At 69.4% G+C, this 24,843-nt stretch carries 23 protein-coding genes; 12 read left to right on the top strand and 11 right to left on the bottom strand.

Translation table 11 applies throughout. From position 1 onward, the window contains the following. Window positions 1–73: 73 nt before the first annotated feature. Complete coding sequence (locus ACWCRJ_RS39980; RefSeq protein ID WP_450943902.1) at window positions 74–1,129, bottom strand: phosphotransferase family protein; 1,056 nt, start codon at window positions 1,127–1,129, stop codon at window positions 74–76. Continuing rightward, window positions 1,126–2,130: a C-terminal binding protein gene (locus ACWCRJ_RS39975; RefSeq protein ID WP_450943901.1), complete on the bottom strand. Its 1,005-nt coding sequence runs from the start codon at window positions 2,128–2,130 to the stop codon at window positions 1,126–1,128. Before ACWCRJ_RS39975 ends, ACWCRJ_RS39980 begins: the two co-directional genes overlap by 4 nt. Before the next feature lie 737 nt (window positions 2,131–2,867). Here ACWCRJ_RS39975 and ACWCRJ_RS39970 point away from each other — a divergent pair. Next, window positions 2,868–4,136, top strand: a complete 1,269-nt coding sequence (locus ACWCRJ_RS39970; RefSeq protein WP_450943900.1) for an MFS transporter — start codon at window positions 2,868–2,870, stop codon at window positions 4,134–4,136. A gap of 561 nt (window positions 4,137–4,697) precedes the next feature. Here the strand turns inward: ACWCRJ_RS39970 and ACWCRJ_RS39965 are convergent. Then, entirely contained in the window at window positions 4,698–5,522 is an 825-nt protein-coding gene (locus tag ACWCRJ_RS39965) for a fumarylacetoacetate hydrolase family protein (RefSeq protein ID WP_450943899.1), read from the bottom strand. A gap of 139 nt (window positions 5,523–5,661) precedes the next feature. Between ACWCRJ_RS39965 and ACWCRJ_RS39960 the strand changes: the two genes are divergently transcribed. After that, on the top strand, window positions 5,662–6,693 hold the full coding sequence (locus ACWCRJ_RS39960; RefSeq protein WP_450943898.1) for a LacI family DNA-binding transcriptional regulator: 1,032 nt from the start codon (window positions 5,662–5,664) through the stop codon (window positions 6,691–6,693). Between the two features lie 94 nt (window positions 6,694–6,787). Here ACWCRJ_RS39960 and ACWCRJ_RS39955 read toward each other — a convergent pair whose 3' ends face one another. Continuing rightward, window positions 6,788–7,381 (bottom strand): NADPH-dependent FMN reductase, encoded by a 594-nt coding sequence (locus ACWCRJ_RS39955; protein ID WP_450943897.1) that lies wholly within the window; start codon window positions 7,379–7,381, stop codon window positions 6,788–6,790. A 472-nt stretch (window positions 7,382–7,853) separates the two neighbouring features. Between ACWCRJ_RS39955 and eno the strand changes: the two genes are divergently transcribed. The 6 genes from eno to ACWCRJ_RS39925 all read left to right on the top strand — a co-directional run bounded on the left by eno (window position 7,854) and on the right by ACWCRJ_RS39925 (window position 14,195). Beyond that, window positions 7,854–9,164: a phosphopyruvate hydratase gene (gene eno / locus ACWCRJ_RS39950; RefSeq protein WP_450943896.1), complete on the top strand. Its 1,311-nt coding sequence runs from the start codon at window positions 7,854–7,856 to the stop codon at window positions 9,162–9,164. A gap of 95 nt (window positions 9,165–9,259) precedes the next feature. After that, complete coding sequence (locus ACWCRJ_RS39945) at window positions 9,260–10,273, top strand: VOC family protein (RefSeq protein ID WP_450943895.1); 1,014 nt, start codon at window positions 9,260–9,262, stop codon at window positions 10,271–10,273. A 25-nt stretch (window positions 10,274–10,298) separates the two neighbouring features. Continuing rightward, a complete protein-coding gene (locus tag ACWCRJ_RS39940) occupies window positions 10,299–10,850 on the top strand; it encodes a carboxymuconolactone decarboxylase family protein (RefSeq protein WP_450943894.1) in 552 nt (183 codons plus the stop codon). Between the two features lie 60 nt (window positions 10,851–10,910). After that, window positions 10,911–12,017, top strand: coding sequence for an alcohol dehydrogenase catalytic domain-containing protein (locus tag ACWCRJ_RS39935; RefSeq protein WP_450943893.1), 1,107 nt, complete (start codon window positions 10,911–10,913; stop codon window positions 12,015–12,017). A 131-nt stretch (window positions 12,018–12,148) separates the two neighbouring features. Then, window positions 12,149–13,057: a LysR substrate-binding domain-containing protein gene (locus tag ACWCRJ_RS39930; RefSeq protein WP_450943892.1), complete on the top strand. Its 909-nt coding sequence runs from the start codon at window positions 12,149–12,151 to the stop codon at window positions 13,055–13,057. A 271-nt stretch (window positions 13,058–13,328) separates the two neighbouring features. Continuing rightward, window positions 13,329–14,195, top strand: a complete 867-nt coding sequence (locus ACWCRJ_RS39925; protein ID WP_450943891.1) for a 3-hydroxybutyryl-CoA dehydrogenase — start codon at window positions 13,329–13,331, stop codon at window positions 14,193–14,195. Between the two features lie 705 nt (window positions 14,196–14,900). Here ACWCRJ_RS39925 and ACWCRJ_RS39920 read toward each other — a convergent pair. The 7 genes from ACWCRJ_RS39920 to ACWCRJ_RS39890 all read right to left on the bottom strand — a co-directional run bounded on the left by ACWCRJ_RS39920 (window position 14,901) and on the right by ACWCRJ_RS39890 (window position 22,285). Continuing rightward, window positions 14,901–15,866 carry an electron transfer flavoprotein subunit alpha/FixB family protein gene (locus ACWCRJ_RS39920; RefSeq protein ID WP_450943890.1) on the bottom strand — a complete coding sequence of 322 codons (966 nt, stop codon included), beginning with the start codon at window positions 15,864–15,866 and terminating at the stop codon, window positions 14,901–14,903. A gap of 43 nt (window positions 15,867–15,909) precedes the next feature. Beyond that, window positions 15,910–16,701: an electron transfer flavoprotein subunit beta/FixA family protein gene (locus ACWCRJ_RS39915; protein ID WP_450943889.1), complete on the bottom strand. Its 792-nt coding sequence runs from the start codon at window positions 16,699–16,701 to the stop codon at window positions 15,910–15,912. A gap of 41 nt (window positions 16,702–16,742) precedes the next feature. Continuing rightward, window positions 16,743–17,921 carry an acyl-CoA dehydrogenase family protein gene (locus tag ACWCRJ_RS39910; RefSeq protein ID WP_450943888.1) on the bottom strand — a complete coding sequence of 393 codons (1,179 nt, stop codon included), beginning with the start codon at window positions 17,919–17,921 and terminating at the stop codon, window positions 16,743–16,745. A 71-nt stretch (window positions 17,922–17,992) separates the two neighbouring features. Beyond that, window positions 17,993–19,192, bottom strand: coding sequence for a CaiB/BaiF CoA transferase family protein (locus ACWCRJ_RS39905; RefSeq protein WP_450943934.1), 1,200 nt, complete (start codon window positions 19,190–19,192; stop codon window positions 17,993–17,995). Between the two features lie 98 nt (window positions 19,193–19,290). After that, complete coding sequence (locus ACWCRJ_RS39900; protein ID WP_450943887.1) at window positions 19,291–19,635, bottom strand: zinc ribbon domain-containing protein; 345 nt, start codon at window positions 19,633–19,635, stop codon at window positions 19,291–19,293. Window positions 19,636–20,163: 528 nt separating this feature from the next. Continuing rightward, window positions 20,164–20,847: a hypothetical protein gene (locus tag ACWCRJ_RS39895; RefSeq protein ID WP_450943886.1), complete on the bottom strand. Its 684-nt coding sequence runs from the start codon at window positions 20,845–20,847 to the stop codon at window positions 20,164–20,166. A gap of 556 nt (window positions 20,848–21,403) precedes the next feature. Then, a complete protein-coding gene (locus ACWCRJ_RS39890; protein ID WP_450943885.1) occupies window positions 21,404–22,285 on the bottom strand; it encodes a radical SAM protein in 882 nt (293 codons plus the stop codon). 276 nt (window positions 22,286–22,561) lie between these two features. On the opposite strand from ACWCRJ_RS39890, the gene ACWCRJ_RS39885 reads away from it, so the two are divergent. The 4 genes from ACWCRJ_RS39885 (at window position 22,562) to ACWCRJ_RS39870 (ending at window position 24,791) form a co-directional block, all read left to right on the top strand. Further along, window positions 22,562–22,942 (top strand): VOC family protein, encoded by a 381-nt coding sequence (locus tag ACWCRJ_RS39885; protein ID WP_450943884.1) that lies wholly within the window; start codon window positions 22,562–22,564, stop codon window positions 22,940–22,942. Between the two features lie 146 nt (window positions 22,943–23,088). Continuing rightward, window positions 23,089–23,871: an MBL fold metallo-hydrolase gene (locus tag ACWCRJ_RS39880; protein ID WP_450943883.1), complete on the top strand. Its 783-nt coding sequence runs from the start codon at window positions 23,089–23,091 to the stop codon at window positions 23,869–23,871. A gap of 26 nt (window positions 23,872–23,897) precedes the next feature. Next, a complete protein-coding gene (locus tag ACWCRJ_RS39875; protein ID WP_450943882.1) occupies window positions 23,898–24,293 on the top strand; it encodes a nuclear transport factor 2 family protein in 396 nt (131 codons plus the stop codon). 72 nt (window positions 24,294–24,365) lie between these two features. Continuing rightward, window positions 24,366–24,791 carry a PPOX class F420-dependent oxidoreductase gene (locus tag ACWCRJ_RS39870; RefSeq protein WP_450943881.1) on the top strand — a complete coding sequence of 142 codons (426 nt, stop codon included), beginning with the start codon at window positions 24,366–24,368 and terminating at the stop codon, window positions 24,789–24,791. Window positions 24,792–24,843 lie beyond the last annotated feature (52 nt).

The raw sequence follows: 24,843 nt of genomic DNA, 5'->3' as shown, positions 1-24,843 counted from the left end.
TCGGTCGGGTCCGTCGGTCTGCCGGTCCGTCAGGTGCCAGGACCCCGACGAATCGGTTCGTCAGTCGGGGCGGTCACTGCCCGGCTCGGCCGGGGGCGACTTCGAGCGCGGTGGCCCAGGCGTCCAGGGCGTCCGTCGGCGTCGGGGCGGGCGCCCTCAGCAGGGCCGCGGCCACGGTGCGTACGAACAGCCGGTGCCCGTCGTCCGTGAGGTACTCCGCCGGGGACTTGCCGTCCACGCGCGCGAGCAGCAGCGCCGGCAGCAGTGACGCGACCCGCGCCTCCAGGGCCTGCCGGGGCTCCCAGTCGACGCACCGAACGTACGCCTCGACGAGGACCCGGGCGGAGCCGAGGAGATCGGCTCGGCGCCCGGGTACCACCAGGCTCTTGAGGAGCAGATGGTTGACGCAGAAGGCCAGGTCGAAGGCCGGGTCCCCGTACCAGGCGCACTCGGCGTCCAGCAGCACGGGCCCGGCCGGGCCGACGAGGATGTTCTTGGGGCTGACGTCGCCGTGCACCAGGGCCCGGTGGGTCGTGGCCGTCCGGTGGGCGAGGCCATGGAGGGTGTCGCTCAGCTCCGGGTGCGCCGCCGCGGTGGCCAGCAGGTAGGGCTCGATGCGCAGCGCGTGGAAGTTGTCGTCGGTGGCGAACTCCGTGGCGAGGGCGGCATCGCCCGCACTTGCCGCGTGCAGGGTGCCGAGCAGTTCTCCGACGGCCGCGGCGGTCGCCGCCTCCACCTGGCCGGCGAACAGCTGCGCCTTCCACACCGGGTACTGCTCGGGGGGCAGGAACGCCATCGCGAAGAGGCCGGCCTCGGCGTCGTGGGCCAGCAGCTCCGGCACGCTGTCCGGCCGGTGCCGGGACGCGAACCGCATCCACGCCCATTCGTACGCGTTGCGCGACACCGGAGCCTGCCAGTCGGCGGCGACCCGCAGCCGGGCCAGGGCGCGCTTGACGCACAGGGAGCGTCCCGGCAGGTCCACCCGCCACAGGTCGGACGAGACACCGCCGGCCAGCGGCGTCCACCGCGCGGCCTCGCCGGGCTCGGCGAGCCCGTGGGTGAGCAGGAAGTCGGTGAGCGAGGTGTCCGGCACCGGGTCCGGGCCCACCGGCTCGGAGAGCGAGGTCATCGCCGGTCACCCGACCCGGCCGGCAGACCGTGGGGGCTGTTGCGGGCGTGGGCAGGTGCCTCGCCCGCCAGGATCCGTACGACTTCCTCGGCGGCCCGGCGGCGCAGTTCCGTGACCGAGGCGTCGGAGGAGAAGGCGACGTGCGGGGTGAGCAGAGCGCCCGGCTGCGCCAGCAGTCCGTCGGGGACGTGCGGCTCGCTCTCCAGGACGTCGAAGGCGGCTCCGTCCAGGTGCCCGCTGTCGAGCGCCTTGATCACCGCGTCGGTGTCCACCAGGCCGCCCCGGCTGACGTTGACCAGCAGGCCGCCCCGCTGCATCAGCGCCAGTTGCTCCGCTCCGATGATGTGGTGCGTGTCCGGTGTCAGCGGCACGTGGAGGATCACCACGTCGCTGCGGCGCAGCAGTTCCTCCAGGCCCACCATCTGCACGCCGGGGGTGTCTCTGGGCGGGTGCGGGTCATGGGCCAGGATCCGGCAGCCGAACGCGCCGAGTCGACCGGCGGTGGCGCGTCCGATGCGTCCGTACCCGACGACGCCGCAGGTCAGTGTCGACAGACGGCGCAGCCGGGCACCGGCGGGGTTCCAGCGGCCCGCTCGGACGTCCCGGTCGAAGAGGGCAATGCCACGCGTCCAGGCCAGCACCATGGCGACGGCGTGGTCCGCGACCTCCTCGACGCAGTAGTCGGGCACGTTGGTGACCCAGACGCCCCGGTCGGTGGCGGCGTCCACGGCGATGTTGTCGAGGCCGACGCCGAGCCTGGCCACGATCCGCAGATCCGGCGAGGTGCCGATCGCGGTGGCGGAGACGGGCGCCCAGCAGGTCAGGATGCCGGCGGGCCGGTGTTCGGCCACCAGTTCCTCGATGGCCTCGGCGGACACCGGTTCGGCGGGGCCGGTCACCAGGGCGTGGCCCGCCCCCTCGATGACGGATCGCTCGACGGAGTCGTCGGGCCAGGCGTAGTCGGTGAGCAGCACGGTGCCTGGGCGGCTCGATTGGTTCATGGCAGGTCGTCCTCGCAGAGTCGTGCGGCCGCGGCGGAAGGTCGGGCGTCGCGCCCGGTCGCGTCCGGTGAGCGGTTCGATCGCCACCCGGAAGGGCGGCCGACGGCATGTCCGATGGGCCGTCGGTCGCCTCGGGTGGGCCGGAGGGGGTCACTGGGCTCGTCGGCGCTCGCCGACTTGTGGTCGGACGGGCCCCGCAGTACGGCCCTGGAACGGATCGCGGGACAGCAGGGCACGTCGAATCACTTTGTCACAGCCACGCGATGCTAACGATAGCATTCGCAGCCTTCGATTCGTCAAGGGTGCGGAACACACCTTGCTGATCATCGGCGGCCGGCCCCTCAGCAGCGCCCACTTCGGAGCGGAGAAACCTCAGCGCTTCAGGGGAAGACGAGGACCGCCGAAGAAATACGCCGTTCACGTCTTGACGCGCCAGGTACTTCCCTTCATGGTTTCAGCCAGCGCCGACCGTGTGACCGAGAAGTGTCCGCACGAAGTCCGGCTGTCGAAGACGCCATAGCCACGGACGTCCCGACGAGCGATCAGGGCTGAATTCCGCATGCGGTGTCCGACCGCGCGACAGCCCCTCGCCCTCATTCCGTCAGTCGACGACCGCATCCTCGTCGCCGACTCGATTCCGTATTCAGCTCACCGCTTCTCGTCATCGCCCGTACGGCCCCGTACGGGCGATGGACCCGCCGCGGCCCGCCGTGGCCCATTCCTCTTCAGGAGCCGCTATGACTCACGCAGCGCCAGTCGACACCACCACGGTGCCCGTCGGCGAAACCCAGGACAGCAACCGGCCCTCCATTTCCCGTCCCATGATCGGGGTGGGCTTCCTGCTGATCGTCCTCTCCTACATGGTCAACGCGATGGACCGCCAGGTCTTTCCTCCCCTGCTGCCCAACATCCGGGAGGAGTACGGGTTCTCCCTGGAGCAGGGCGGGCTGCTGGCGACGAACTTCACCCTCGGCATGGCCCTGGCCGGCCTCCCCGCCGGCTACCTCCTGGACCGCTTCCGCCGCAAGACCGTCCTGGTGGCCAGCATCGTGATCTACTCCCTGGGCACGATGGCCACACCGCTGGCGACCGGTTTCGCCGACATGACCCTGTACCGGGTCGTCTCGGGCTTCGGTGAGGGCATGCAGTCCGCGGCCATCTTCGCGGCGATCGGCGCCTTCTTCGCCCAGCGGCGCGGCCTCGCCTTCGGCGTCATCGGCGTGGGCTACTCGATCGGAGTGTTCATCGCCCCGCTGATCGGCGTCCAGCTCATGAGCACTCATGGCACCTGGCACTCGCCCTTCTACCTGTTCGGCGCGGCCGGGCTGCTGATCGCCGCGGCCTGCCTGTTCCTGGTGAAAACCGGGCTGACCGAGCACTCCGTCGAGAAGGTCGCCTCGACCAGGACCTTCGAGTACATGCCGGCCTCCGCCTACAACCGCAACTCCGTCGCCCTGGCCGTCCACGCGGTCGTCAGCGGTGTGGCCATCTACGGGTTCCTCGGCCTCTACCCGACGTTCCTCATCACCTCGCTGCACTACACCCCCGGACAGGCCGCACTGTCCATGAGCTTCCTCGGCTTCGGCGGCATGACAGCCATCTTCGGCGGCTGGCTCGGCGACCGCTTCAACCAGCGCAACCTGCTGATCCTGAGCCTGCTGGCCGTCTCCGCGATCAGCGTGTGCATCTACTCGACGCACGCAGGGGTGGCGGTGCAGTGCATGTTCGCCTTCCTCATGGGCGCCTTCGGACTGGGCTTCATCTACCCGAACACCAACAGCGCGATCCAGCGTGCCGTCCGCCCTGGGCAGATCGGACGCGCCTCCGGCCTCTTCGTCACCAGCTACTACGGACCGGCCGCGTTCTCGGGCCTGCTCTTCGCCGCCCTCGTGGACACCTTCGGCTGGACCCGGGCCGGGCTGCTGCAGGTCACCGTTCTGCCGCTGCTGGGCGTCGTAGCCCTGGGCTTCGTCCGCACCTCACAGTTCAACAACGCGACCCGCTGAGCGCTCCGCAGGAAGCACGGAACCGAACCCACGGGCCGACGGCGGCCGGCCGCCCCTCAGCGGCGGAGCCGCGGCATCTCCCAGCCTCGCGCTCCGTGGGATGCTGTGGGTCAGTTCGGGGCCTGGCGTGACGTCGGCCTTTCAAGACCTGGTTGAGGTCTTGAAAGGCCGACGTTGTCGTATGGGGTGAGTGCGGACGGCGATGCAGCCGAAGGCCCTGGGGAGATCCCGGGTACAGCACTTCCGTCCGGTCGAGGGCGAGGGGCGGGCAGGGACCCACAGGACCGGCCGCCGGGCGCCATGCGCCTGGCCACCCCCTAGGACGTCGAAGCGCGCGACAGCGTCAGGCGCGACACGCTGTGGGACGGGCTTCGGTGGGCCCGCTCGGCAAGCCCGCCCGCCGGACATCCGCCACCGTGTTGCGCCGGGCCGGAGCCCGGTGCAACACGGTCGCAGTTCACCAGCGGGGCACAGCGGCACAGCGCTCCGCACATGCCACGGGCCTGCCCACCGCTGAGCGGTGGGCAGGCCCGTGGCATGTCGCCGGGCAGGCGTCCCGAGTCAGAGGCTCTCGGCCACAACAGGGTTGCGCAGTACGCCGATGCCCTCGATCTCCACCTCGACCACGTCTCCGGGACGGATCGGTCCGACGCCGGCGGGCGTGCCGGTCATGATCGCGTCTCCGGGCAGCAGCGTCAGGTAGCGGCTGAGGTAGCTGACGATGTCAGGAACGGAGAGCAGCAGGTCGGCGGTGCTCGCCGACTGCATGACGGCGCCGTTCACACGGGTCGTCAGCGACAGCGCGGAGGGGTCGAGCTCGGTCTCGACGGCCGGCCCGAGCGGAGCGAAGGTGTCCTGCCCCTTCCCGATCAGAAGTGTGCCGAACGCGCTCTCCTTGCGCTGGACGATGCGGTCACTGACGTCATTGCCGCACGTATATCCGAGGATGTACTCGTGGGCCTCAGAGGGCTTCACATGCCGGGCTTCCTTTCCGATGACGACGACCAACTCGCCTTCGAAATGGATCAGTTCACCATCCGCCGGATAGACGATGGCGTCACCCGGACCCACCACGGCGGTGCTCGGCTTCATGAAACACACCGGCACTTCCGGAACCTCACGATCGGTCTCGTCGACATGTGAGGCGTAGTTGTAGGCGAACCCGAATATCCGGGGTCGTTCGAGCGGCGAAAGAACGGTCACATCGCCGATTTCGTCGACGCGTCCGGTAGGAGACAGCCCCGTGTAGGGATCCCCCTGGAATCTCGCGATTCCCGCCTCACCGGATACAAGTTCTCCGTAATGACGCTCACCGCCGACGGCGTACCTGATGATCCGCACGGAAACCTCCGCAACTAGGCAGCCACGGGCGGCCGCATGACCCATCCAACAATGCTAACGTTAGCACGAGGATGGAGATCAACATCAGAGGTCCACTCCCGTGACCACGGAGCGCAACGAGAGTGCTATCGTTGGCATACGGAAAGTGGCGACACGAGATCAGTCGGCTCAAGGGGGCACCCACGTGATCACGACCAAGGACATCGCGGAACGCCTCGGAGTCTCCGTCTCGACGGTCGGCCGGGCACTCGCCGACGATTCCCGTATCAGCGAGGAGACCAAGTACAAGGTCCGCCAGGCCGCTTCCGAGATGGGGTACGTCGGCAACCGCGCGGCACGGATGATGCGCGGGGCGTCGAGCAATGTGGTCGCGCTGGTGATCCCGGACATCCGCAACAGCTTCTACTCGACCATCGCGCACGAGCTGTCCAAGAACATGGAGGCCGAGGGCTTCCAGTTGATGCTCGCGGAGACCGACGACGACCGGATGGTCGAGCTTCGCCATCTGCGGGAGCTGGCCGCGACGCGTGTGGCAGGCGTCATCATCGTCCCCACCGCGCGCCCGCACAGCGACACGGTCAAACTCCTGCGCACGGTGCCGCACCTGCAGTTGCTGCGCCGCCACCCGTCGCTCGGCTCCCAGTGGTTCGGAGTGGACGACCATGAGGCGCTGCGCCGGGCCACGGCCCACCTGGTGTCCCAGGGCCATACGCGTATCGCGTACATGGGCGGCCCCGAGGAACTGCCCACGGGCGCTGAGCGTCTGCGCGGCTTCCGCAGCGGCCTGCGCGACGGCGGCCTGCCGGACGACGCCGGGCGCACGGAACTGGGCCCGCCGTCGTCCGTGGACCACGGCCGCCAGGCGGTGCGCCGACTGCTCAAGGACCCGGACGCGCCCACCGCACTCGTACTCGGATCGATCCAGCTCACACGAGGCGTCCTGGAGGAACTGTCCGAGCAAGGTGTGAGGGTACCCACGGACCTGTCCGTGATCGGGTTCGGTGACGAGCCGGGGTTCTCCTGGTGGGGCCCCGGACTCACCACGATCGGCCTGCCGATCCAGGAGATGGCCACCGGCTGCGCGCTGTGGATGATGCGCCGGCTGAAGACCGAACCGGGCAACGACGGACCGTACACATCGGTCTCCCCCGGATCGCTGATCCTGCGCGGCAGCACGGCGGCCCCGGACGGAAAGGGGCCGTCCAGGTCCCGCTGAGCCATCGATGCCCCCATTCGGACACGCGAAGGCGCCCGGAGCACACCGCTCCGGGCGCCTTCGCTCGCACCCGCCGTATCCGGGGACGGTGGGTTCAGTACGTTCCGCCCCGCAGTCGACGCATGACGCGGGCGGTACGCACGAGTTCGTCGAGCACCTGCTCGGCGGCGGCCTCGTGGATCTTGCCGGGCCGGAAAACGCCGTTCTCGACGCACTCGTTGACGAACGGGATGCTCACGGTCGGGCCGATCGGCAGCATCCTGAGGTTCGCCACGACCTGCTTGCCCATCTGCACCGCCCGGGTGCCCGCCGAGACGCCTCCGTAGCTGACGAAGGCGGCCGGCTTGTGCTGCCACTCCAGGACGAGGTAGTCCCACGCGTTCTTCAGCGGGGCGGGGAAGCCGCCGTTGTACTCGGGGGTGACGAAGACGAACGCGTCCGACGCCTCGACGATCCGGCTCCACTGCCGGGTGTGGCTCTTCGTGTACTGCCGCAGGGCGGGCGGATGCGGCTCGTCGAAGAAGGGAAGGGCGAGTTCCCGCAGGTCGACGGTGTGCGACTCGAACTGGTCACACGCCGCGGCCCGGGTGGTGAACCAGTCCGCGACGGACCTTCCCACGCGCCCGGGACGCGTACTGGCCACCACGGTGGTGAGGGTCATCGGCGTCACAGAGGGCTCGGCTGTCATATCGGGCTCACTTTCCTTTCGGCCGCGCCCCGGCCCGGCGGGCCCGCCCTTCCTGTGCTGTCCGTCCGTCCAGGAAGCGTGCGGGCCCGCCGGAGTCCTTGCCGGAGCAGGATTGTGCGAACGATAGCATTCGCCTTGAAGCACACCAAGAGAGCAGAGTCACATGGCAGGACGACAGGAATGGAGTGCAATCCACCTCTTGACATCACTGCCGACAGTTCGCACGATTGCGCTATCGTTAGCACGACGACGAAGAGCCGTACGCCCCTTCCGAAGAGAGCCGTACGCCCCTTCACTCGCTCGCAGCGCCCTCGTATCGCTCCGGGTGCCACTGGCTCGGGAGCCGCACGCCCCCGTTCGTGAGCGACGGCCTCCGTACGCCTCGGGCCGTGCGGATCCCCCTCCCTCGACAACACACACGGGCTCCCCGCCCGACACCCCGGTCGTCCGAACTCCGAAAGGTTGCACCGCCATGACTGACGCGCGGATCGCCAAGCTCCACGGCCGCAGAGTGTGGGACTCACGTGGTCGGCCGACCGTCGAGGTCGAGGCCCACCTCACGGACGGCGCGGTCGGGCGGGCCATCGCACCGGCGGGGGCTTCCACGGGCCAGGGCGAGGCGCTCGACCTGCGCGACGGCGGCAGCCGCTTCGGCGGGCTCGACGTCCAGCGCGCGGTGGGCTCGGTGAACCACGAGATCGCGCCCTCCCTCGTCGGTCGGGACGCGGGTGACCAGGAAGCCGTCGACCGGCTCCTGGTGGACCTCGACGGAACCCCCGACCGCGGCCGTCTCGGCGGCAACGCGATCGTGGCCACGTCCATGGCCGTCCTGCACGCCGCCGCCGCGTCGGCGGGCGTCCCGCTGTGGAAGCACCTGGCGGGCGACCGCCCGGTCCGTATCCCGCTGCCCGAGATCCAGATCTTCGGCGGCGGCGCCCACGCGGACCGTCGGGTCGACGTGCAGGACTTCATGGTGATGTGCCCGGCGGCGGACAGCTTCTCCGAGGCACTGGACTGGACCGCGGAGATCTACCGGGCGGCCGGAAGCCTGATGCGCGCGGCGGGGAAGGCCCAGGGCGTGGCCGACGAGGGCGGTTTCTGGCCGGCCTTCGACTCCAACGAGGAGGCGCTGGAGATGTTGACCCGCGCCATCGGCACCGCGGGCTTCGCCCTCTCGACCGAGGTGGGTATCTCGCTGGACGTCGCGGCGTCCCAGTTCGGCAGCGGCGGGCGCTACACGCTGGCCCTCGACGACCGCACGCTGGACACCGCGGCGTTGATCGACATGCTGGGCGGCTGGATCGAGCAGTACCCGATCCTGTCCATCGAGGACCCGGTGGGCGAGGACGACCACGACGGCATGCTGGAGTTCACCCGGCGCTACGGCGACCGCTGCCAGGTGATCGGCGACGACTACCTGGTCACGAACGCCAAGCGCGTCGAGGCCGCGGCCACGGTCGGAGCGGTGAACGCGGTCCTCGTCAAGCCGAACCAGGCCGGTACGGTCACGGAGGCGTTCCAGGCACTGCGGGCCGGGAAGGAAGCCGGCTTCGGCACGATCGTCTCGGCGCGTTCCGGCGAGACCGAGGACATCACCATCGCCCATCTGAGCGTCGGCTGGGACGCCGGCCAGTTGAAGGTGGGCTCGTTCACCCGCTCCGAGCGCATGGCCAAGTGGAACGAGGTTCTGCGCATCGAGGAGTCCCTCGGTGAATCCGCGGAATTCAGCGGCTGGTCCGCCTTCACATTCGCCGGATCCCGGGCTTTCAACTCCAATCCGTAGCTTTTACCTCCAAGCCGTAGAACGCCCGCAGAATGTCACGTATCACGGTCATCACACATACGAAATCCAGAGCCGATCCGAGCACGGAGACCAGCATGCTGCCACCCGTCAATCTGCGCCCGAGTTTCAACATCACCCGCTCCAGCCACGTCCGGCTCACCGTGGCCGATCTGGCCGAGAGCCGGAACTTCTACGTGAACGTGCTGGGACTCGTCGTCAGCGACGAGGACGAGCGCACCTGCTATCTCCGTGGCCTGTCGGAAGCCTGCCACCACAGCCTCGTCCTGGAACTGGACGAGGAGGGCGCGGGCCGGAGCAGGAGGATCGGCTTCCGGGTCTTCTTCGACGAGGACCTCGACATCGCGTACGACTGGTTCCGTGAGCGGGGACTGCCCGCCGAGTGGGTCGACGCCCCGTACCAGGGCCGCACCCTGCACGTCAGCGACCCGATCGGCACTCCGCTCGAACTCTGTGCGCACATGGAGACCCGGCCGAGGCTGCACATCGACTTCCAGCTCCACAAGGGCGCGCACGCGCAGCGGCTCGATCACTACCAGACCTTCGCGCCCGACACCTACGAGCTGTGCGCGTTCTACGGCGAGCTGGGCTTCCGCAACTCCGAGTACCTGGCGCACGGCGACAAGCTGCTGGGCGCGTTCATGTACCGCAAGGGCACCTGTCTGGACCTGGCGATCGTCGAGAACACCGGCCCCGCCCTGCACCACTTCGCGTACACCGTCTCCGAGAGCCACGACATCTTCACCGCCTGCGACTTCGCGGGCATCCACGGCTACGGCGAGGGCGTGGAGCGTGGCCCCGGACGTCACGGTCCGGGCGGGATGCTGTTCGCCTATCTCCGTGACCCCGACGGGCACCGGGTGGAGGTCTTCAACAGCCACTACCAGACCATCGACACCGAGATCGAGCCGGTGCGGTGGGACGCGGGATCGCTGAGCACCAATGCCCGCTGGGGCCTCCCGGCGCTGGAGAAGTGGTACTTCGAGGCGTCGCCCTTCGTGGGGGTCGAGCAGATTCCGCCGGCCGAGCCGCCGAAGCCCATGTCGCTGGAACGGTTCCTGCTCGAACAGTCCCAGTCGTCCACCCGCTGATCCCTTCGTCCCCCGAGGAGACACCATGGCACGCGTTCCCTATCTGCGCCGCGAGGACGCCGATGAGTCGCAGAAGCCCCTGTACGACCGGCTGGAAGCCGAACGCAAGGTCCCGACGGCGAACATCTTCCTCGCCCTGACCAACGCGCCGGCCCAGCTGGACGCCTTCCTGACCTACGCCAACTCGCTGCGGGCCGCCGACCTCAGTCCCAAGCTGCGGGAGCTGGCCATCCTGACCGTGGGGTACGCGACCCGGTCGGCGTACGAGGTCGCGCACCACCAGTCGCACGGGCTCAAGGCCGGGCTCACCGAGGAACAACTCGCGGCGGTGGCCGGCTTCGAGTCGTCCGCTCTGTTCGACGACACGGAGAAGGCGGTGATGCGCCTCGCCAAGGAGTCCACGCTCCAGGTCGACGTCTCGGAGGAGACCTGGCGGGCCGCCGCCGACCGTCTGACGGACAAGCAGATGGTGGAACTGTCGTTGTCCATCGCCTGGTACAACTCCGGCGTCCGCATCATGGGACTGCTCGGCATCGACCTTGAGGACAACTACCCGAACCCTTTCCCGAATTCTTAGGGAATTCCTGATTCTCCGCACCCGGCCGCCCGGGACGGAGCTGTTCCAAGGAGTATTTCCATGGCGAAAATGCTCGCTGCCCGACTGCACGCGCTCGGTGAGCCGATGTCGGTGGACACGATCGACGTGCCCACGCCGCGCCCGACCGACGTACTGGTGCGGGTGAAGGCGTGCGGGATCGTGCCGAACATGGCCAATGTGATCAACAACTGGCCCACGTGGTTCCCGCATCAGCCGTTGCCGAAGTTTCCCGCCATCTTCGGGCTGGACGCCGCCGGCGTGGTCGAAGCGGTCGGCGAGGCGGTGCTGCACACCAAGCCGGGTGACCGGGTGTACGTCAACCCCTTGCGTTCCTGCGGCAGTTGCCAGGTGTGCCGGGGCGGGGAACTGAGCCGGTGCCGCTACTTCACGCTGAACGGCTACTTCAGCACCTCCCGTGACGGCCAGCGGATCTTCGACCTCTACCCCTACGGCGGTTTCGCGGAGTACATGACCGCCCCGCAGTACTCGATCGTCAACATCCCCGACAACATGACGTTCGAGCAGGCCGGCAAGCTGGGTTACATCGGCACCTCCTACGGCGCTCTCAAGAACGCCGCCGCCGGCCCCGGCCAGGTCGCGCTGATCGACGGGGTCACCGGCACCCTCGGCGTCGCGTCCACCGTGCTCGCGCTGGCCTCCGGTGCCTCGCGGGTCCTCGGGACCGGCCGCAACGAGGAACTCCTGAAGCGCGTCAAGGAACTGGACCCGGAGCGGGTCGAGGTCTTCCGGCTGGGGGACGGCTCCACCGGTGAGTGGGCGAAGTCCCGCACCGGCGGCGAGGGCGCGGACTACGTGATCAGCGCGCTGGGCGCCAAGGCCCCGGTGGAGACGATGCTCGACTCCATGCAGGGCGTCCGGCGGGGCGGCAAGGTGGTCAACGTCGGCGGCGTGGCCGACCGGCTGCCGGTGGACGTGAAGTGGCTCATGGACGAACAGGTCCAGCTGATCGGCTCCAACTGGTTCAGCACCGCTCAGGGGCAGGAACTCGCCGACATGGTGGCCACGGGCGCCCTGGACCTGTCCTACCTGCAGGTCAAGCCCTTCCCTCTGTCGAGGGTCAACGAGGCGATCTCGGGCCTGGAGGACCGTGACGGCGGATTCAGCAACTACGTCGTCATCCCCTGAACCACGGCGTACCGTACTCACCCCGCGGCGGTCCTGTTCTGCCCTGACGGCGCCGCGGGGTGTCCCGGCCCATCGGCCGTACACTCGGCCGATGGCCGCCTGAGCACACGCCCAGCAGGACGGAGGAGCCGGTGGAACTGCGCTGGCTGGAGTCGTTCGTCACCGTCGCGGAGGAACTGCACTTCGCGCGCGCGTCGGACCGTCTGCATCTCGCTCCGTCGGCACTCAGCGCCCAGATCAGGGCGCTGGAGTCGCACCTGGGCGTCCGCCTGATCGACCGCGGACGACGCTCCCGCCCGGCACTCACCAGCGCCGGACAGCTGTTCCTCGAAGAGGCACGGCTGACCCTCGCCCAGGCCGCGCGGGCCGAGGCCGTGGGCCGACGTGCCGGTCGCGGAGAGCTGGGGCACGCCCAGATCGCGTACGTCGCCTCGGCCGCGTTCTCCGGGGTGCTGACCGACGTCCTCACCCGCTGCGCGGCCCCCGGCACACAACTCACCGTGCAGGTACGCGAGTTGGAGACACCGGCGCAGCTGGAAGCCCTGGCCTGCGGGGACATCGACGTCGGGTTCCTGCGCTGGAGACCGGAGTACCCGCCCGAAGTCACCGCCATCCGTCTCCTCACGGAGGAGGTCGTCCTGGCGCTGCCTGTCGACGCGCCGCTCGCGGCGTACGAGGCGGTACCGGCGGCGGAGCTGCGCGACGAGCAGTTCGTCGCCCCGCACTTCGACGAGGAATACGGCTGTCGCGACCAGATCCTGGAAGTGGCGGAGCGGGGCGGTTTCAGCCCGCGGTGCGCTCCCCCGGTGCGGGACTTCATCGCGGCTCTGACATTGGTGGGCGGTGGTCTCGCGGTGGCCCTGGTCCCCGCTTCGCTGCGTCGCGTGCAGATCCCCGGGGTGGCCTATCGCCCGCTGGCGGATGTACCGCTCACCACTCGGCTGGTGGGCGCCTACCGCAGAGGCGAGACCTCGCCCGCCGTGCGCGGTGTCATCCGCCGCCTGCGGGAGGCGGCTGCCGCCACGGCCGCCGCCGTCTGAGGCCACGGAGTCCCGGCAGGCGGCCCGCACAGGGCGAAGCGCGCGATCCGCGGCCTGTCGGGACCACGCCTGGTCCGGTCTGGCGCGACTTCCGCGCGACTTCCGCGCGGCACCCGTCGGCGGACAACGGACCGACGCATCTTTGTACGCGGATGACGCACCGTCCGAGCAGTTCAGAGGGGGTCTGACCGGCCTAGGCTCAACACGGAACCACTGAGCGTGGCGGCGTCCGTCGACTGTCGCGGACGGAGAAGGACAGGCGGAGGAACACATGACATCGATCAAGCACGTAGGCGTCGTCGGCGCCGGGCAGATGGGCCGGGGCATCACCGAGGTGTGTGCCCGGGCCGGCCTACGCGTCACCTTGTGCGACGTGACCGAGGACAGGTCCCGCGCCGGTCTGGCCGGTGTGGCGGACTCCCTGCTCAAGGCGGAGAAGCGCGGCGCCCTCACCTCGGAAGACCGCGCCCATGCCCTGGCCGGAATCACGGTCGCCGCGGACCTCTCCTGTCTGTCCGGGGCGGACTTGGTCATCGAGGCCGCCGTCGAGGACGAGCGGGCCAAGACGGCTCTGTTCCGACAACTGGACGAGGTGGTCACCAACCCTGCCGCCGTACTCGCCAGCAACACTTCCTCGATCCCCATCGCCCGGCTCGCGGCAGCGACCGGACGACCGGAGTCCGTGATCGGCCTGCACTTCTTCAACCCCGTCCCTGTCATGCCGCTGGTCGAGATAATCCCCTCGCTGCACACCTCGAAGGCCACGGAGCTGCGCGTACGTGCCTTCGCCGACGAGGCTCTGGGCAAGAAGGCGATCGTCACGCAGGACCGCGCCGGCTTCGTCGTGAACTCCCTGCTGGTTCCCTACCTGTTGGCAGCGGTACGGATGGTCGGCTCCGGCGCAGCGACGGCCGAGGACATCGACACCGGGATGACCGCCGGTTGCGCCCACCCCATGGGCCCGCTGCGCCTCGCCGACCTCATCGGCCTCGACACCGTGGCAGCGATAGGCGAGGCGCTGTACGAGGAGTACCGCGAACCGCTGTACGCCCCTCCCCCGTTGCTGCGCCGCATGGTCGAGTCGGGCCTGCTGGGCCGTAAGTCGGGACAGGGGTTCTTCAACTACCAGGCGGCCTGAAGGCCGGTAGGCCGCCGGTCGTAAAGCCCGGCCAGTCGGTTCCTTCCGCAAGCGCCCTGCCGTGCAGGGTTGCTTCCCTGTCCGCGCGGAGCGCCGCCAGCCGACAGGCCACGAATCTCCCGCTCCCGCTCCGGAGTGCGTGGCATGGAGAGGTCGCCCCCGGAGCCGGCCCGGTCCCCACCGGGCGAACTGATTCAGCCTCGTGCCGGTCCCCTGGGGCTCAAGATCGAAGCGCCATGTGGCAGGGGCTTCGCGGGGTCCGTGACCGGGTCACCGAAGCGGCAGTCCGGGTCGACGACCGCCCGGCCGAAGACCCGTTGTTCCTCCGGCTCGACGACGTACCACTCGGCCCGCCACTCCCGATCATCCGGTGGCGGTCATACCCGCGAAACGGGCTCCCACCGCGGTCTCCTCGGCGCCGTCGAGCCATTCACCCGCCGCAGCTCAGGGCTCAGGCGGGCCGGCAAAGCGATGTCCGTCAACAACGCCCACACCCGTGTGGGGTCGGGGTCGATGTTCACGTCGCAGCAGGTCTGGCCTTCCCGGTGTGCCGCATGGTGTCCTCCCCCCGTCGTCGTCGGTGCCTCGATGCCCCGATCTCAAGCTTGGCATCACTCGCGGAGGTGCTGCGGGTGGACGCGCACCGCAGTCGGCGAATGGCTGGAGGGGGCGGCCGTCGGCCGCCCCCTCCGGTCGCGCAGCACCTCAACCGACGGCGCGGCGGGCTGCAACTTCCTGTGTGAGCTGGGGAGTCACCGCGAACAGGTCGCCCACCACGCCGTAGTCGGCGAGGTCGAGGATGGGCGCCTCCGGGTCCTTGTTGACCGCGACGATCGTCTTGGAGGTCTGCATTCCGGCGAGATGCTGGATGGCCCCGGAGATGCCCAGGGCGATGTACAGCTGAGGGGAGACGGACTTGCCGGTCTGCCCGACCTGGAACCGGTGCGGGTAGTAGCCGGCGTCCACCGCGGCGCGCGAGGCGCCGACCGCGCCTCCGAAGGCGTCCGCCAGCGCCTCCACCACCTCGAAGCCGTCCGCGCCTCCGACACCACGTCCGCCGGAGACGACGACGGCGGCCTCGGTGAGCCCGGGCCGGTCTCCCGCGAGTACGGTGCGTCGTTCGGTGATACGGGCGGAGGTCGTGGGGTCGACGGCCGGCGGGACCAGTGTCCACTCCGCGGCACCGCCGGGCAGTTCCTCCGGTTCGAAGGCCCCGGGGCGCACGGTGATCACCGGTGTCCCATGGGTGACCTGGGAACGCACGGTGTACGAGCCCCCGAAGACGATCTGAGTGACGACACAGGAGGAGTCCAGGTCGACCGCGTCGATCAGCAGCCCGGCGTCCAGCCGTGCGGCGAGACGCGCGGCCACCTCCCTGCCGTCCGTCGTCGCGGGGACCAGAACGGCGACGGGAGAGTTTTCGTGCACCGCCTGTTCCAAGGCGTCCACGGCAGGCGTGACGAGGAAATCCGCCGCCTGCGTGGATTCCGCCGCGTGGACGCTCGTGGCGCCGTATCGGGCGAGGGATCGCTTGAGGCGCGCCGCCGTGCCGGGGGTTCCCACGACGACGGCGGCGGGGTCTCCCAGCCGCCGTGCGGCGGCCAGGAGTTCATAGGTGGTCTTGTTGACACGTTCCCCGTCGTGGTCGACGAGTACGAGGACATCGGGCATGGGGCCTGTATTCCTGTGCGGGCGGACGGACGGTTCAGACGGTTCAGAAGGTTCGGACGAGCTTCTGGGCGATCAGATACGCGGCGAGCTGCCGGCCTGCCGAGCCGTCGTCCGTGATGCGGGTTCCGGCTGAACGCGGGGGACGCGGGATGGCCTCCAGCACATGGGTGCGCGTCACGAGGAACGCGGTGTCGTCCGCGTCCGGGAACAGGTCGTCGAGGTCGACCGTGTCCACCGGCTTCTTCTTGGCGGCCATGATCCCCTTGAACGAGGGGTAGCGCGGCTCGTTGATCTTCTCGGTGACGCTGACCAGCGCGGGCAGCGGGGCGTCGAGCGTCACCTCACCGTTCTCGGTCTCGCGCTCGGCGCGCACCCGTCCGGCGTCCACGTCGATCTTCCGTACGTGGGTCACCTGCGGCAGGGCGAGCAGGTCCGCGACGACCGCGGGGACCGCGCTCGCCCGACCGTCGGTGGTCGTGTCACCGGCGAGTACCAGGTCGACGTCCTCCACGGTCCGCACGGCGGCCGCCAGAACCTTCGCGGTGGTCACTACGTCCGCGCCGCGCAGACGGTCGTCGCAGATGTGGATGCCCCGGTCGGCGCCCATCGCCAGGACCTTGCGGATGGCTTCGAGCGCGGAGTCGGGTCCCATGGAGACGACGGTGATGTGGGCGTCCGCCGACTCCTTCAGAGTCAGGGCCTCTTCCGTGGCGCGCTCGTTGATCTCGTCCAGGACGAGGTCGGCGTCCTCGCGGTCGAGGAGGTGGTCGGCCTGGGACAGAGTGCGTTCGGCACCCGTGTCCGGGACCTGTTTGACGAGTACGACGATGTTCACGGGTGTCTTCCTTCAGCCTGCGGTGGTCCGGCCTTCGGTGGTCAGCGGAACGCGGCCTGGCCGGTGAGCGCCTGACCGACCACGAGGGTGTGCATCTCGCTGGTGCCCTCGTATGTCAGGACGGACTCCAGGTTGTTGGCGTGGCGCAGGGGTGAGTACTCCAGGGAGATGCCGTTGGCGCCGAGAATGGTGCGGCACTCGCGGGCGATGGCGATCGCTTCGCGGACGTTGTTGAGCTTTCCGACGCTGATCTGCTCGGGGCGGATCCGGTGCTGGTCCTTGAGCCGGCCGAGGTGGATGGCGAGCAGCGCGGCGTTGCCGGTGGAGACACTCATGTCGGTGAGCTTCTTCTGGGTGAGCTGGAAGGCGCTGATGGGCTTGTCGAACTGCACGCGGGAGTCTGCGTACTCGATGGCGGCCTGGATGCAGTCGCGGGCCGCGCCGACCGCACCGAACAGGATGCCGAAGCGGGCCTCGTTGAGGCAGGACAATGGTCCGCGCAGGCCCTGGGCGAGCGGCAGTCGGGCGGAGTCGGGCAGCCGTACGTTGTCGAAGTACAGCTCCGAGGTGATCGAGGCGCGCAGGGACATCTTCTGCTTGATGTCCTGGGTGGTGAAGCCGGGAGTCCCGCGGGGGACGAGGAAGCCACGGATACCGTCCTCGGTCTGCGCCCACACGGTGGCGACATCGGCGATGCCGCCGTTGGTGATCCACATCTTGGAGCCGTTGAGGATCCAGTCGGCGCCGTCCCGGACGGCCCTGGTGCGCATCCCCGAGGGGTTGCTGCCGAAGTCGGGCTCGGTCAGGCCGAAGCAGCCGATGGCCTCACCGGCGGCAAGCCGGGGAAGCCATTCCTGCTTCTGCTCCTCCGAGCCCCACTTCCAGATGGAGAACATCGACAGCGAGCCCTGCACGGAGACGAAGCTTCGGAATCCGGAGTCAGCCGCCTCCAGCTCCAGACAGGCCAATCCATAGCTGACCGCGTTCGTTCCGGCGCAGCCGTAGCCTTCGAGATGCATACCCAGAACACCCAACTTGCCCAGTTCCGGGGCGAGTTCGCGGGCAAAGTGCGCGTTCTCGAACCACTCGCCGATGTGCGGGCGCACCCGGTCGGCGAGGAACTTCGCCACGGTGGCCTGGATCTCGCGCTCCTCGTCGCTGAGGAGGGAGGAGATGTCCAGCAGGTCGAGGGGGTCCTTCATCGGCTTGGCGCCGCTCATCGTGAGCTCCTGGGGGTTGCGGGTAATCGGTTCGGTCGTGGTGCTCGCGCCTGGAACGGTCGGCTGACCGCTCAGTTCGGCGGGGAGGTGTGGTCGTGGTCGGAAGGGCGGTGCAGGATCTCCGCGGTGTGCTGGCCCAGGCGCGGTGGCGGCAGGCGGTACTGCGCGGGCGTGGCGCTCATCGCAATGGGGCTCGCGACGTGACGGAAGGGCCTGTCCTCTGCTCCGTGGGCGGATGCGGCCGGGAGGTCGACGATGCCGGGAAGGCCGAGCTTGTGAGCGAAGTCGAACGCCTCGTCGAGGGTGTTGACCGGCCCGGCGGGCACCCCTGCGGCCAGGAGCACGGTCGACCAGTGGTCGGCGCCGGCAGCGCTCAGCCGCCGCGCCAGGATGTCCCGCAGTTCGGTGCGGTGGGCGACTCGGTCGGCATTGGTGCGGAAGCGGTCGTCGAGAGCGAGACCGGGTTCCCCGACGAGATCGGCGAGCGCGGCGAACTGCCGGTCGTTGCCCACCGCGAGAGCGATCGGACGATCGGCGGTCGGGAAGGTCTCGTACGGGGCGATGCTCGGGTGCGCGTTGCCCATACGACCCGGCACCACACCGGCCACCGCGTACGCCGATGCCTGGTTGACCATGGCCGACAGCAGCGAACTCAACAGGTTCACCTCCACGTGCTGCCCCCGCCCGGTGGCGTCCCGGTGCCGGAGAGCGGCGAGGATGCCGAGGGAGGCGTGCAGGCCGGTGATCACATCGACCAGGGCCACACCCGCCTTGACCGGCTCACCGGACGCGTCCCCGGTCACGCTCATCAGACCGCCGACGGCCTGCACGAGCAGGTCGTATCCGGGGATCGCCGCACCCGCGCCGCTGCCGAAGCCGCTGATCGAGCAGTAGATCAACCCTGGTTGCCGGTCCCGGAGTTCGCGGGGGCCGAGGCCGAGCCGTTCCATCGTTCCGGGACGGAAGTTCTCCACCAGCACGTCGGACTCGGCGGCCAGGGCACGGGCCTGTTCACGGCCGGTGTCGGTGGTGAGGTCCAGGGTGACGGACTTCTTGTTCCGGTTGACGCTGAGGAAATAGGTCGAGGTGCCGTCGTGGTCCGCCGGAGGGTTCCAGGCCCGGGTGTCGTCCCCGATGCCCGGCCGTTCGACCTTCACCACGTCCGCGCCGAGGTCGGCGAGAAGCATGGTGGCGTAGGGGCCCGCGAGGACCCTGGAGAAGTCGGCGATCCGCAGACCCTCCAGCGCCCCGCGCCCCGTTCCCTCGACCATGCCGGCCCGTCCGTCCGGCATGTCGTGCTCGGTGCCCACGTGCCCTCCTCTCTGATCGTTCCGCTTGCGCGAGGTGGCTGCATTCGAGCCGTTTCCCGTTACCACCAGCGGTTCGAAGTCGGCGGGCGAGTGGGTTCGACGACGGGAAGTCCCTGCCCGAGGGGAGCGACAGCCTGTATGACGCTCACCCTCGACCCGACCGCGACCGGGGCCTCGCCGGTGGCCTGGCAGAGCAGGTTGAAGCCCTCGTTCATCGCGACGAACCACGTGTTGTGCGGGACCTGGCCGTGGCGGCGAACGACGACCCCGGCGCCCGCGCTGCGTTCCCGTCGAAAAGCCACGGACCCGCAGGCATGGCAGAACGAGCGGCGGTAGGCCGGAGTGCCGCACCACAGGCAGCGCTGGAAGAGCAACTCGTTACGGTCCGCCGGTGCGGTCGGCATGGCGGACACGGTCGTGGCGACGGCAGCCGCTGCGTGGTTCTCTCTCGGTTCGGTGTCTTCAAGGGGGTCTGTCCGGAGCATCACTGCCTCCTACGCGGTTCGCTGACCGGAAACGGGGAGATCGGAATCCGATCCGGCTCCATCACACTGGCCCTCCCCTGGACCGCCGGTCAACGACGAACTGACGCATCTTTGTGCGCGGAACGCGTTCCATTCGCCGAGGTCAGAGCTGCTTTCCAGGAGCTACCCTCAGAGCGGAGCCCTCGTTGCGGACAAGTCGGGTCAGCGGGGTGGTCCGCGTCAAAACGGGAGCGGGTGGTTCCTGGGCCATGACGCCCTGCTGCGCGACGACGCCGGCGCAGCCGTTTTTGCCCGCGGTCCCCGCGCCTCGGGCACTGAACCTCGCGTTCGGCCGCTTCCTGTGCTTGGCGGCGTCACGCGTCTTCGACGCGGCGGGCGAGGGCGTCGTCCCGGCGGGACGATGAGGCGCGACGGCCGACTGCCCACGGGTGCCCATGTGCGAGCCGCTCACGAACGGTCGACGTCCGCCGTGCTGGTGGTGAGGCCCGTAGGCTGATGTTTCGGTTGGTCAGGTGCCGCCGGCAGCTCGGCGTGCGTGACCTTATATCCGCCCCTGGTCACCGGGGCGTAGGGAGCGGGGGCCATGCAGGTGCCGACCGGGGCCTCTTCGGGAGCGGCGTCTTTGTCCGGCAGCAGGTTCACGCCGTTCCAGGAGAAGCCCACGCGATCGGCGGAGCGGCCCTTGTCCTTGCCCCCGTCGTAGACACTCAAGCCGACCCGGCGCCCGAGGCTGGGCGGTCCGCCAGGACTCACCTCGGTGATGACCGCTGTCAGCGTCGCGGTGCGTGGTCCGGTGACCAGGCAGTCCACAGTCCCCTTCGACGTGTACGTGATGTTCCGGTCGGCCGAGTAGTGGGAGATGGTGATCGTCCCCGTGGCGTCGGTGGGCAGACCCGTGGGGATCGTGGGCAGCGGGCGGCTGTACGGGGCGCCATGAGCGTCGAAGGTGAACGAGCGGATGTCGTCGTCCTTGTAATAGGGCAGCACGAACCGGGCGCTTCCGACGACGCTCGCACGGACCGGCTTCTCCTCCCGGTCTCCCGAGGAAGCGCCGGCGGCGCTGGACAGAGTGAGACCGGTGGCGAGTGCAGCGAGGACAGCCACGGTCCTGCGGCGTAAACGAGATGTCATGGGGATCTCCTGCTCTCCTGAGGGAGTCGGTGCCTGACAGAAGTAATCCTGTGCGTTCACGCCGTCCCGGTCATCGCTCCGCAGCCGGACATTCCAGCGGTCGGTCACGCCTCGCGACGTAGGTTCCGTCAACCTCAGGTCGCATGCGGCCGACTGAAGCAAAAGCGACGGCTCCCACAGCGGGCTCGCGAGCCCGGCCTCTCGCCGTGGAAGCACGGGCCGCCCATGGTGTGCTGCGGGCGCCGGGTGCCGCTGTCCGCAGGGGTGGCTGCGCATCGCCGGCGCCCAGGAGGCCGTCCCGCGCGTCCTGCAGCCGGCTGGTCGGCATCGACGCCTTGATCCCCTGCCACCCCACCATCGAGCAGGCACTGGCGCGCGATCCGCGGCCTGTCGGGACGCGCCTGACCGCTTCACTCGGGCCGGTCGGGGGCTCACCCCCGATGCGGGCGTTGCAGCACCGCCGCGTCCAGCACCTGGCCCACCGGCTCCGGCCGCGGGTTGCCCGGCGCCCAGGCGATCAATGCTTCCGCGACCTGGCCCGGCGGCCCGGACGCGGTCACGGCGAGGACGCGAGCCGCTGCCGCAGGGCGTCGTTGTCGTCGTGGTGGACGACCTCCTCGAAGCGCAGCCGCAGCCCGTGCTTGCCCAGCAGCTCCGCCACGATCGCGTCCAGCTGTGCGCGGTGCTCCTTCGTCTGCGCCTGGAGGTACGCCTCTCGGACGTCCTCGGGCTCGTCCGCGAGGACCTGATCCATGCGCTCGCGGATGTACCGCTTGAGGTTGATGTGCTCCATGAACACCTCACCTACTCCCGCGTCGACGAGCCGGGCGAAGAGGTCGTCGAGGAGTTCGGGCCGGGTGGCGAAGTGGGGCAGGAGCGGGCCGACGAAGGCGTAGGTGTGGATGCCGGCCTCGTTGAGTTCGGCCAGGGTGCGCAGACGGCGGGAGGCGAGTGGGGCGCGGACCTCCAGCCAGCGGCTGACCTTGTCGTCGGTGCTGGTCACGGTCATGCCGACCTCGGCTTGGGGCAGGCTGGTGAGCAGGTCTATGTCGTGGGTGACGACGGGTGACTTGGTGAGGATGCGGACCAGGCCCGGATACTCGACCGCTTTCAGTTCGCGCAGGATGCCGCGGGTGAGCCGGTACTTCGTCTCGTGCCCCTGGTAGGGGTCGGTGACCGAGCTGAGCAGCATCGTGCCCTGCCTCTTGTGCTCCGGCATCTTCGCCAGCTCCTTGCGGGCGAGCTCGACCGCGTTCTTCTTCACGTACAGGTAGTCACCCCACTCCTTCACCGGCCGGCCGAAGCGCCGCCCGGCGAAGCTGGCGAAGCAGTAGGCACAGCCCAGCACACAGCCGGTGTACGGGTTGATGACGTAGTCGTTCGACGGGGTCTTCGACTTCTGGATCAGGCTCTTCGCCTCGATCTCGACCGGCTCCATGACGTGCTTCCTTCCTGCGGCCCGCGTCCGTGTCCGACAGGCCGGGGTCCTGTGCTGTCCGGGGGCCGACTGACGGTCGCCGAACACCTACACATGGAACAATAATCCATGGAAGTTGCTTCCATGGAATGTAAATGGTTTGCTGGAGGCCGCCGAGCCGGTCCGGAGCCCGTCACCTCCGCCGGGTTCGCGAGCCCCCACAGGGCGGCCGTCACCGCTTGGACTGGACTGCCTCAGAGACATTTCTCCCTTTTCAGGGTGTAAGGAGTGCGTGTCATGACCGTTCCCGCCTTCAACTCGGTCGCCTGGTTCGAGTTCGGCACCGACCAGCCCGAGAAGGTCAAGGAGTTCTACGGACAGCTCTTCGACTGGAAGTACGCCCGCAACACCAACACCCCGGGCGTGACCTACCACTCCGTGATGACGCCTGGTGCCGGACAGCCGACCGGCGGCGTGTGGGAGTCGGAGGGTGACTTCCCCGACTACGCGATCTTCTACGTCCTGGTCCAGGACATCGCCGCGACTGTCGAGCGCGGCCGGGAACTCGGCGCCAAGGTCCTCATGGAGCCGGTCTCCGACTCCGCAGGCCTCACCTTCGCCCGGCTGGAGGACACCGCCGGCAACCACTTCGGCGTCTTCTCCGCCCCCGCCCCATGAGCCCGACCACGGCCGCCGGCCGCCCGCAGTCGGCCGCTTCCAAGGAGCGGGCGGGCCCGTAGACCCGTGCCTCTTCCGCCCTGCCTCCCGCCGGAGCGCGCCGCAGGGCCCTCGCACCACCGTTCCCCCGACCGGGAGGTTCCCCGATGTCCGGCGCCAGCGCCACCAGCGAAAAGATCCCCGTCCGCGTCTACGGCGGCCCGACCACCCTGATCGAGTACGGCGGGCTCAGGTTCGTCACCGATCCCACCTTCGACCCGCCCGGCGAGTACTCCATGCCCCTCCCGGGCGACCACAAGCTCGTCAAGACCGACCCCTCACCGGTCGCCGCCGCCGACCTCGGCCCCATCGATGCCGTCCTGCTCTCCCACGACGAGCACGACGACAACCTCGACAACACCGGCCGGGCCCTGCTGGCCGAGGTGCCGGTCGTCCTCACCACCGAGAGCGGCGCCGACCGCCTGGGCGGTAACGCCCGCGGCCTCGCCTTCTGGCAGACCGCCGAACTCAAGCGGCCCGACGGCGGCACCGTGACCGTCACCGGCGTGCCCGCCCGGCACGGCCCCGTGGGCTGCGAGCCGATCACCGGTGACGTCATCGGCTTCATGCTCACCTCCGACGCCCTCCCCTCGGTCTACGTCAGCGGCGACAACGCCGCCCTGGAGCACGTCAAGGAGGTGGCCGAGAGGTTCGCACCCGTCGACACCGCGGTCCTCTTCCTCGGCGGTGCCCGCATGCCGTTCGCCTTCGACGGCGCGCTGCTCACCCTCGACAGCGCCCTGGGTACCGAGGCCGCCAAGACGCTCGGCGCCCGACGCGTCGTCCCCGCGCACTACGACAGCTGGGCCCACTTCCAGGAAGGCCGCGCCGAGATCGAGGCCGCCTTCACCGAGGCAGGCCTCGCCGACCGCCTCGACTTCGCCCGATGACCCCGACCGAACCTACGGAGACCACGATGACCACTGCCGACCTCGGCCTTGCCCGCGCCTACTTCCAGGCCGTCCAGACCGGAGACATGGCCGCCCTCGCCAACCTCCTCGACGCCGACATCATGTGGCACCAGCCCGGCGCCAACCAGTTCTCCGGCGACCACAAGGGCCAGGGTGCCGTCTTCCAGATGCTCGGCGGCATGATGGAGGCCAGCCAGGGCACCTTCGCCATCGACAAGATCCACTCGCTCATGGGCAACGGCGACCTGGTCGCCGCCACCATCCACTTCACCGGCCGCCGCGGCGACACGTCCATGGCCATGGACGGCGTGGATCTCCTGCGCATCCAGAACGGCAAGATCACCGAGATGTGGCTCTTCTCCGGCGACCAGAACGCCGAAGACGCCTTCTGGGGCCGCTGACACCCGCTGTGTGCCCCGAGGCCGGCCCGGCCTCGGGGCGGCGAACGGCCCCACCAGCATGAAAGGCATCGCATGCGGAAGATGACCGGCGAGCAGTGGCGGGCGTTCGTCACGCACGGCACCCGCACCGGCAAGCTGTCGACCGTCCGGGCCGACGGCAGCCCGCACATCACCCCGGTGTGGTTCCTTCTCGACGGCGACGACATCGTGCTCACCACCGAGAAGGACGGCGTCAAGGGCCGCAACCTCGCCCGCGACGGACGCTTCGCCCTCTGCGTCGATGACGACCGCCCGCCGTACGCGTTCGTCAACCTCCAAGGACGCGCCGAGACCTCCGCGAACCCCGACGAGATGCTGCACTGGGGCGGTCTCCTCGGCGCCCGCTACATGGGCGAAGAGCGCACCCAGGAGTACGCCGCCCGCAATGGCGGCCCCGGCAACCTCCTCGTCCGCGCCCACATCGACAAAGTCATCGCTTTCGACGGCATCGCCGACTGAACGGCGGCGGGCGGCTGGTGCGGGGCGGGTGACCATGGTCACCCGCCCCGCA

It is taken from the genome of Streptomyces sp. NPDC002324 (assembly GCF_053593335.1).
The sequence above is the reverse complement of the archived record's forward strand: the minus strand, read 5'-3'. Positions and strand labels throughout refer to the sequence as shown.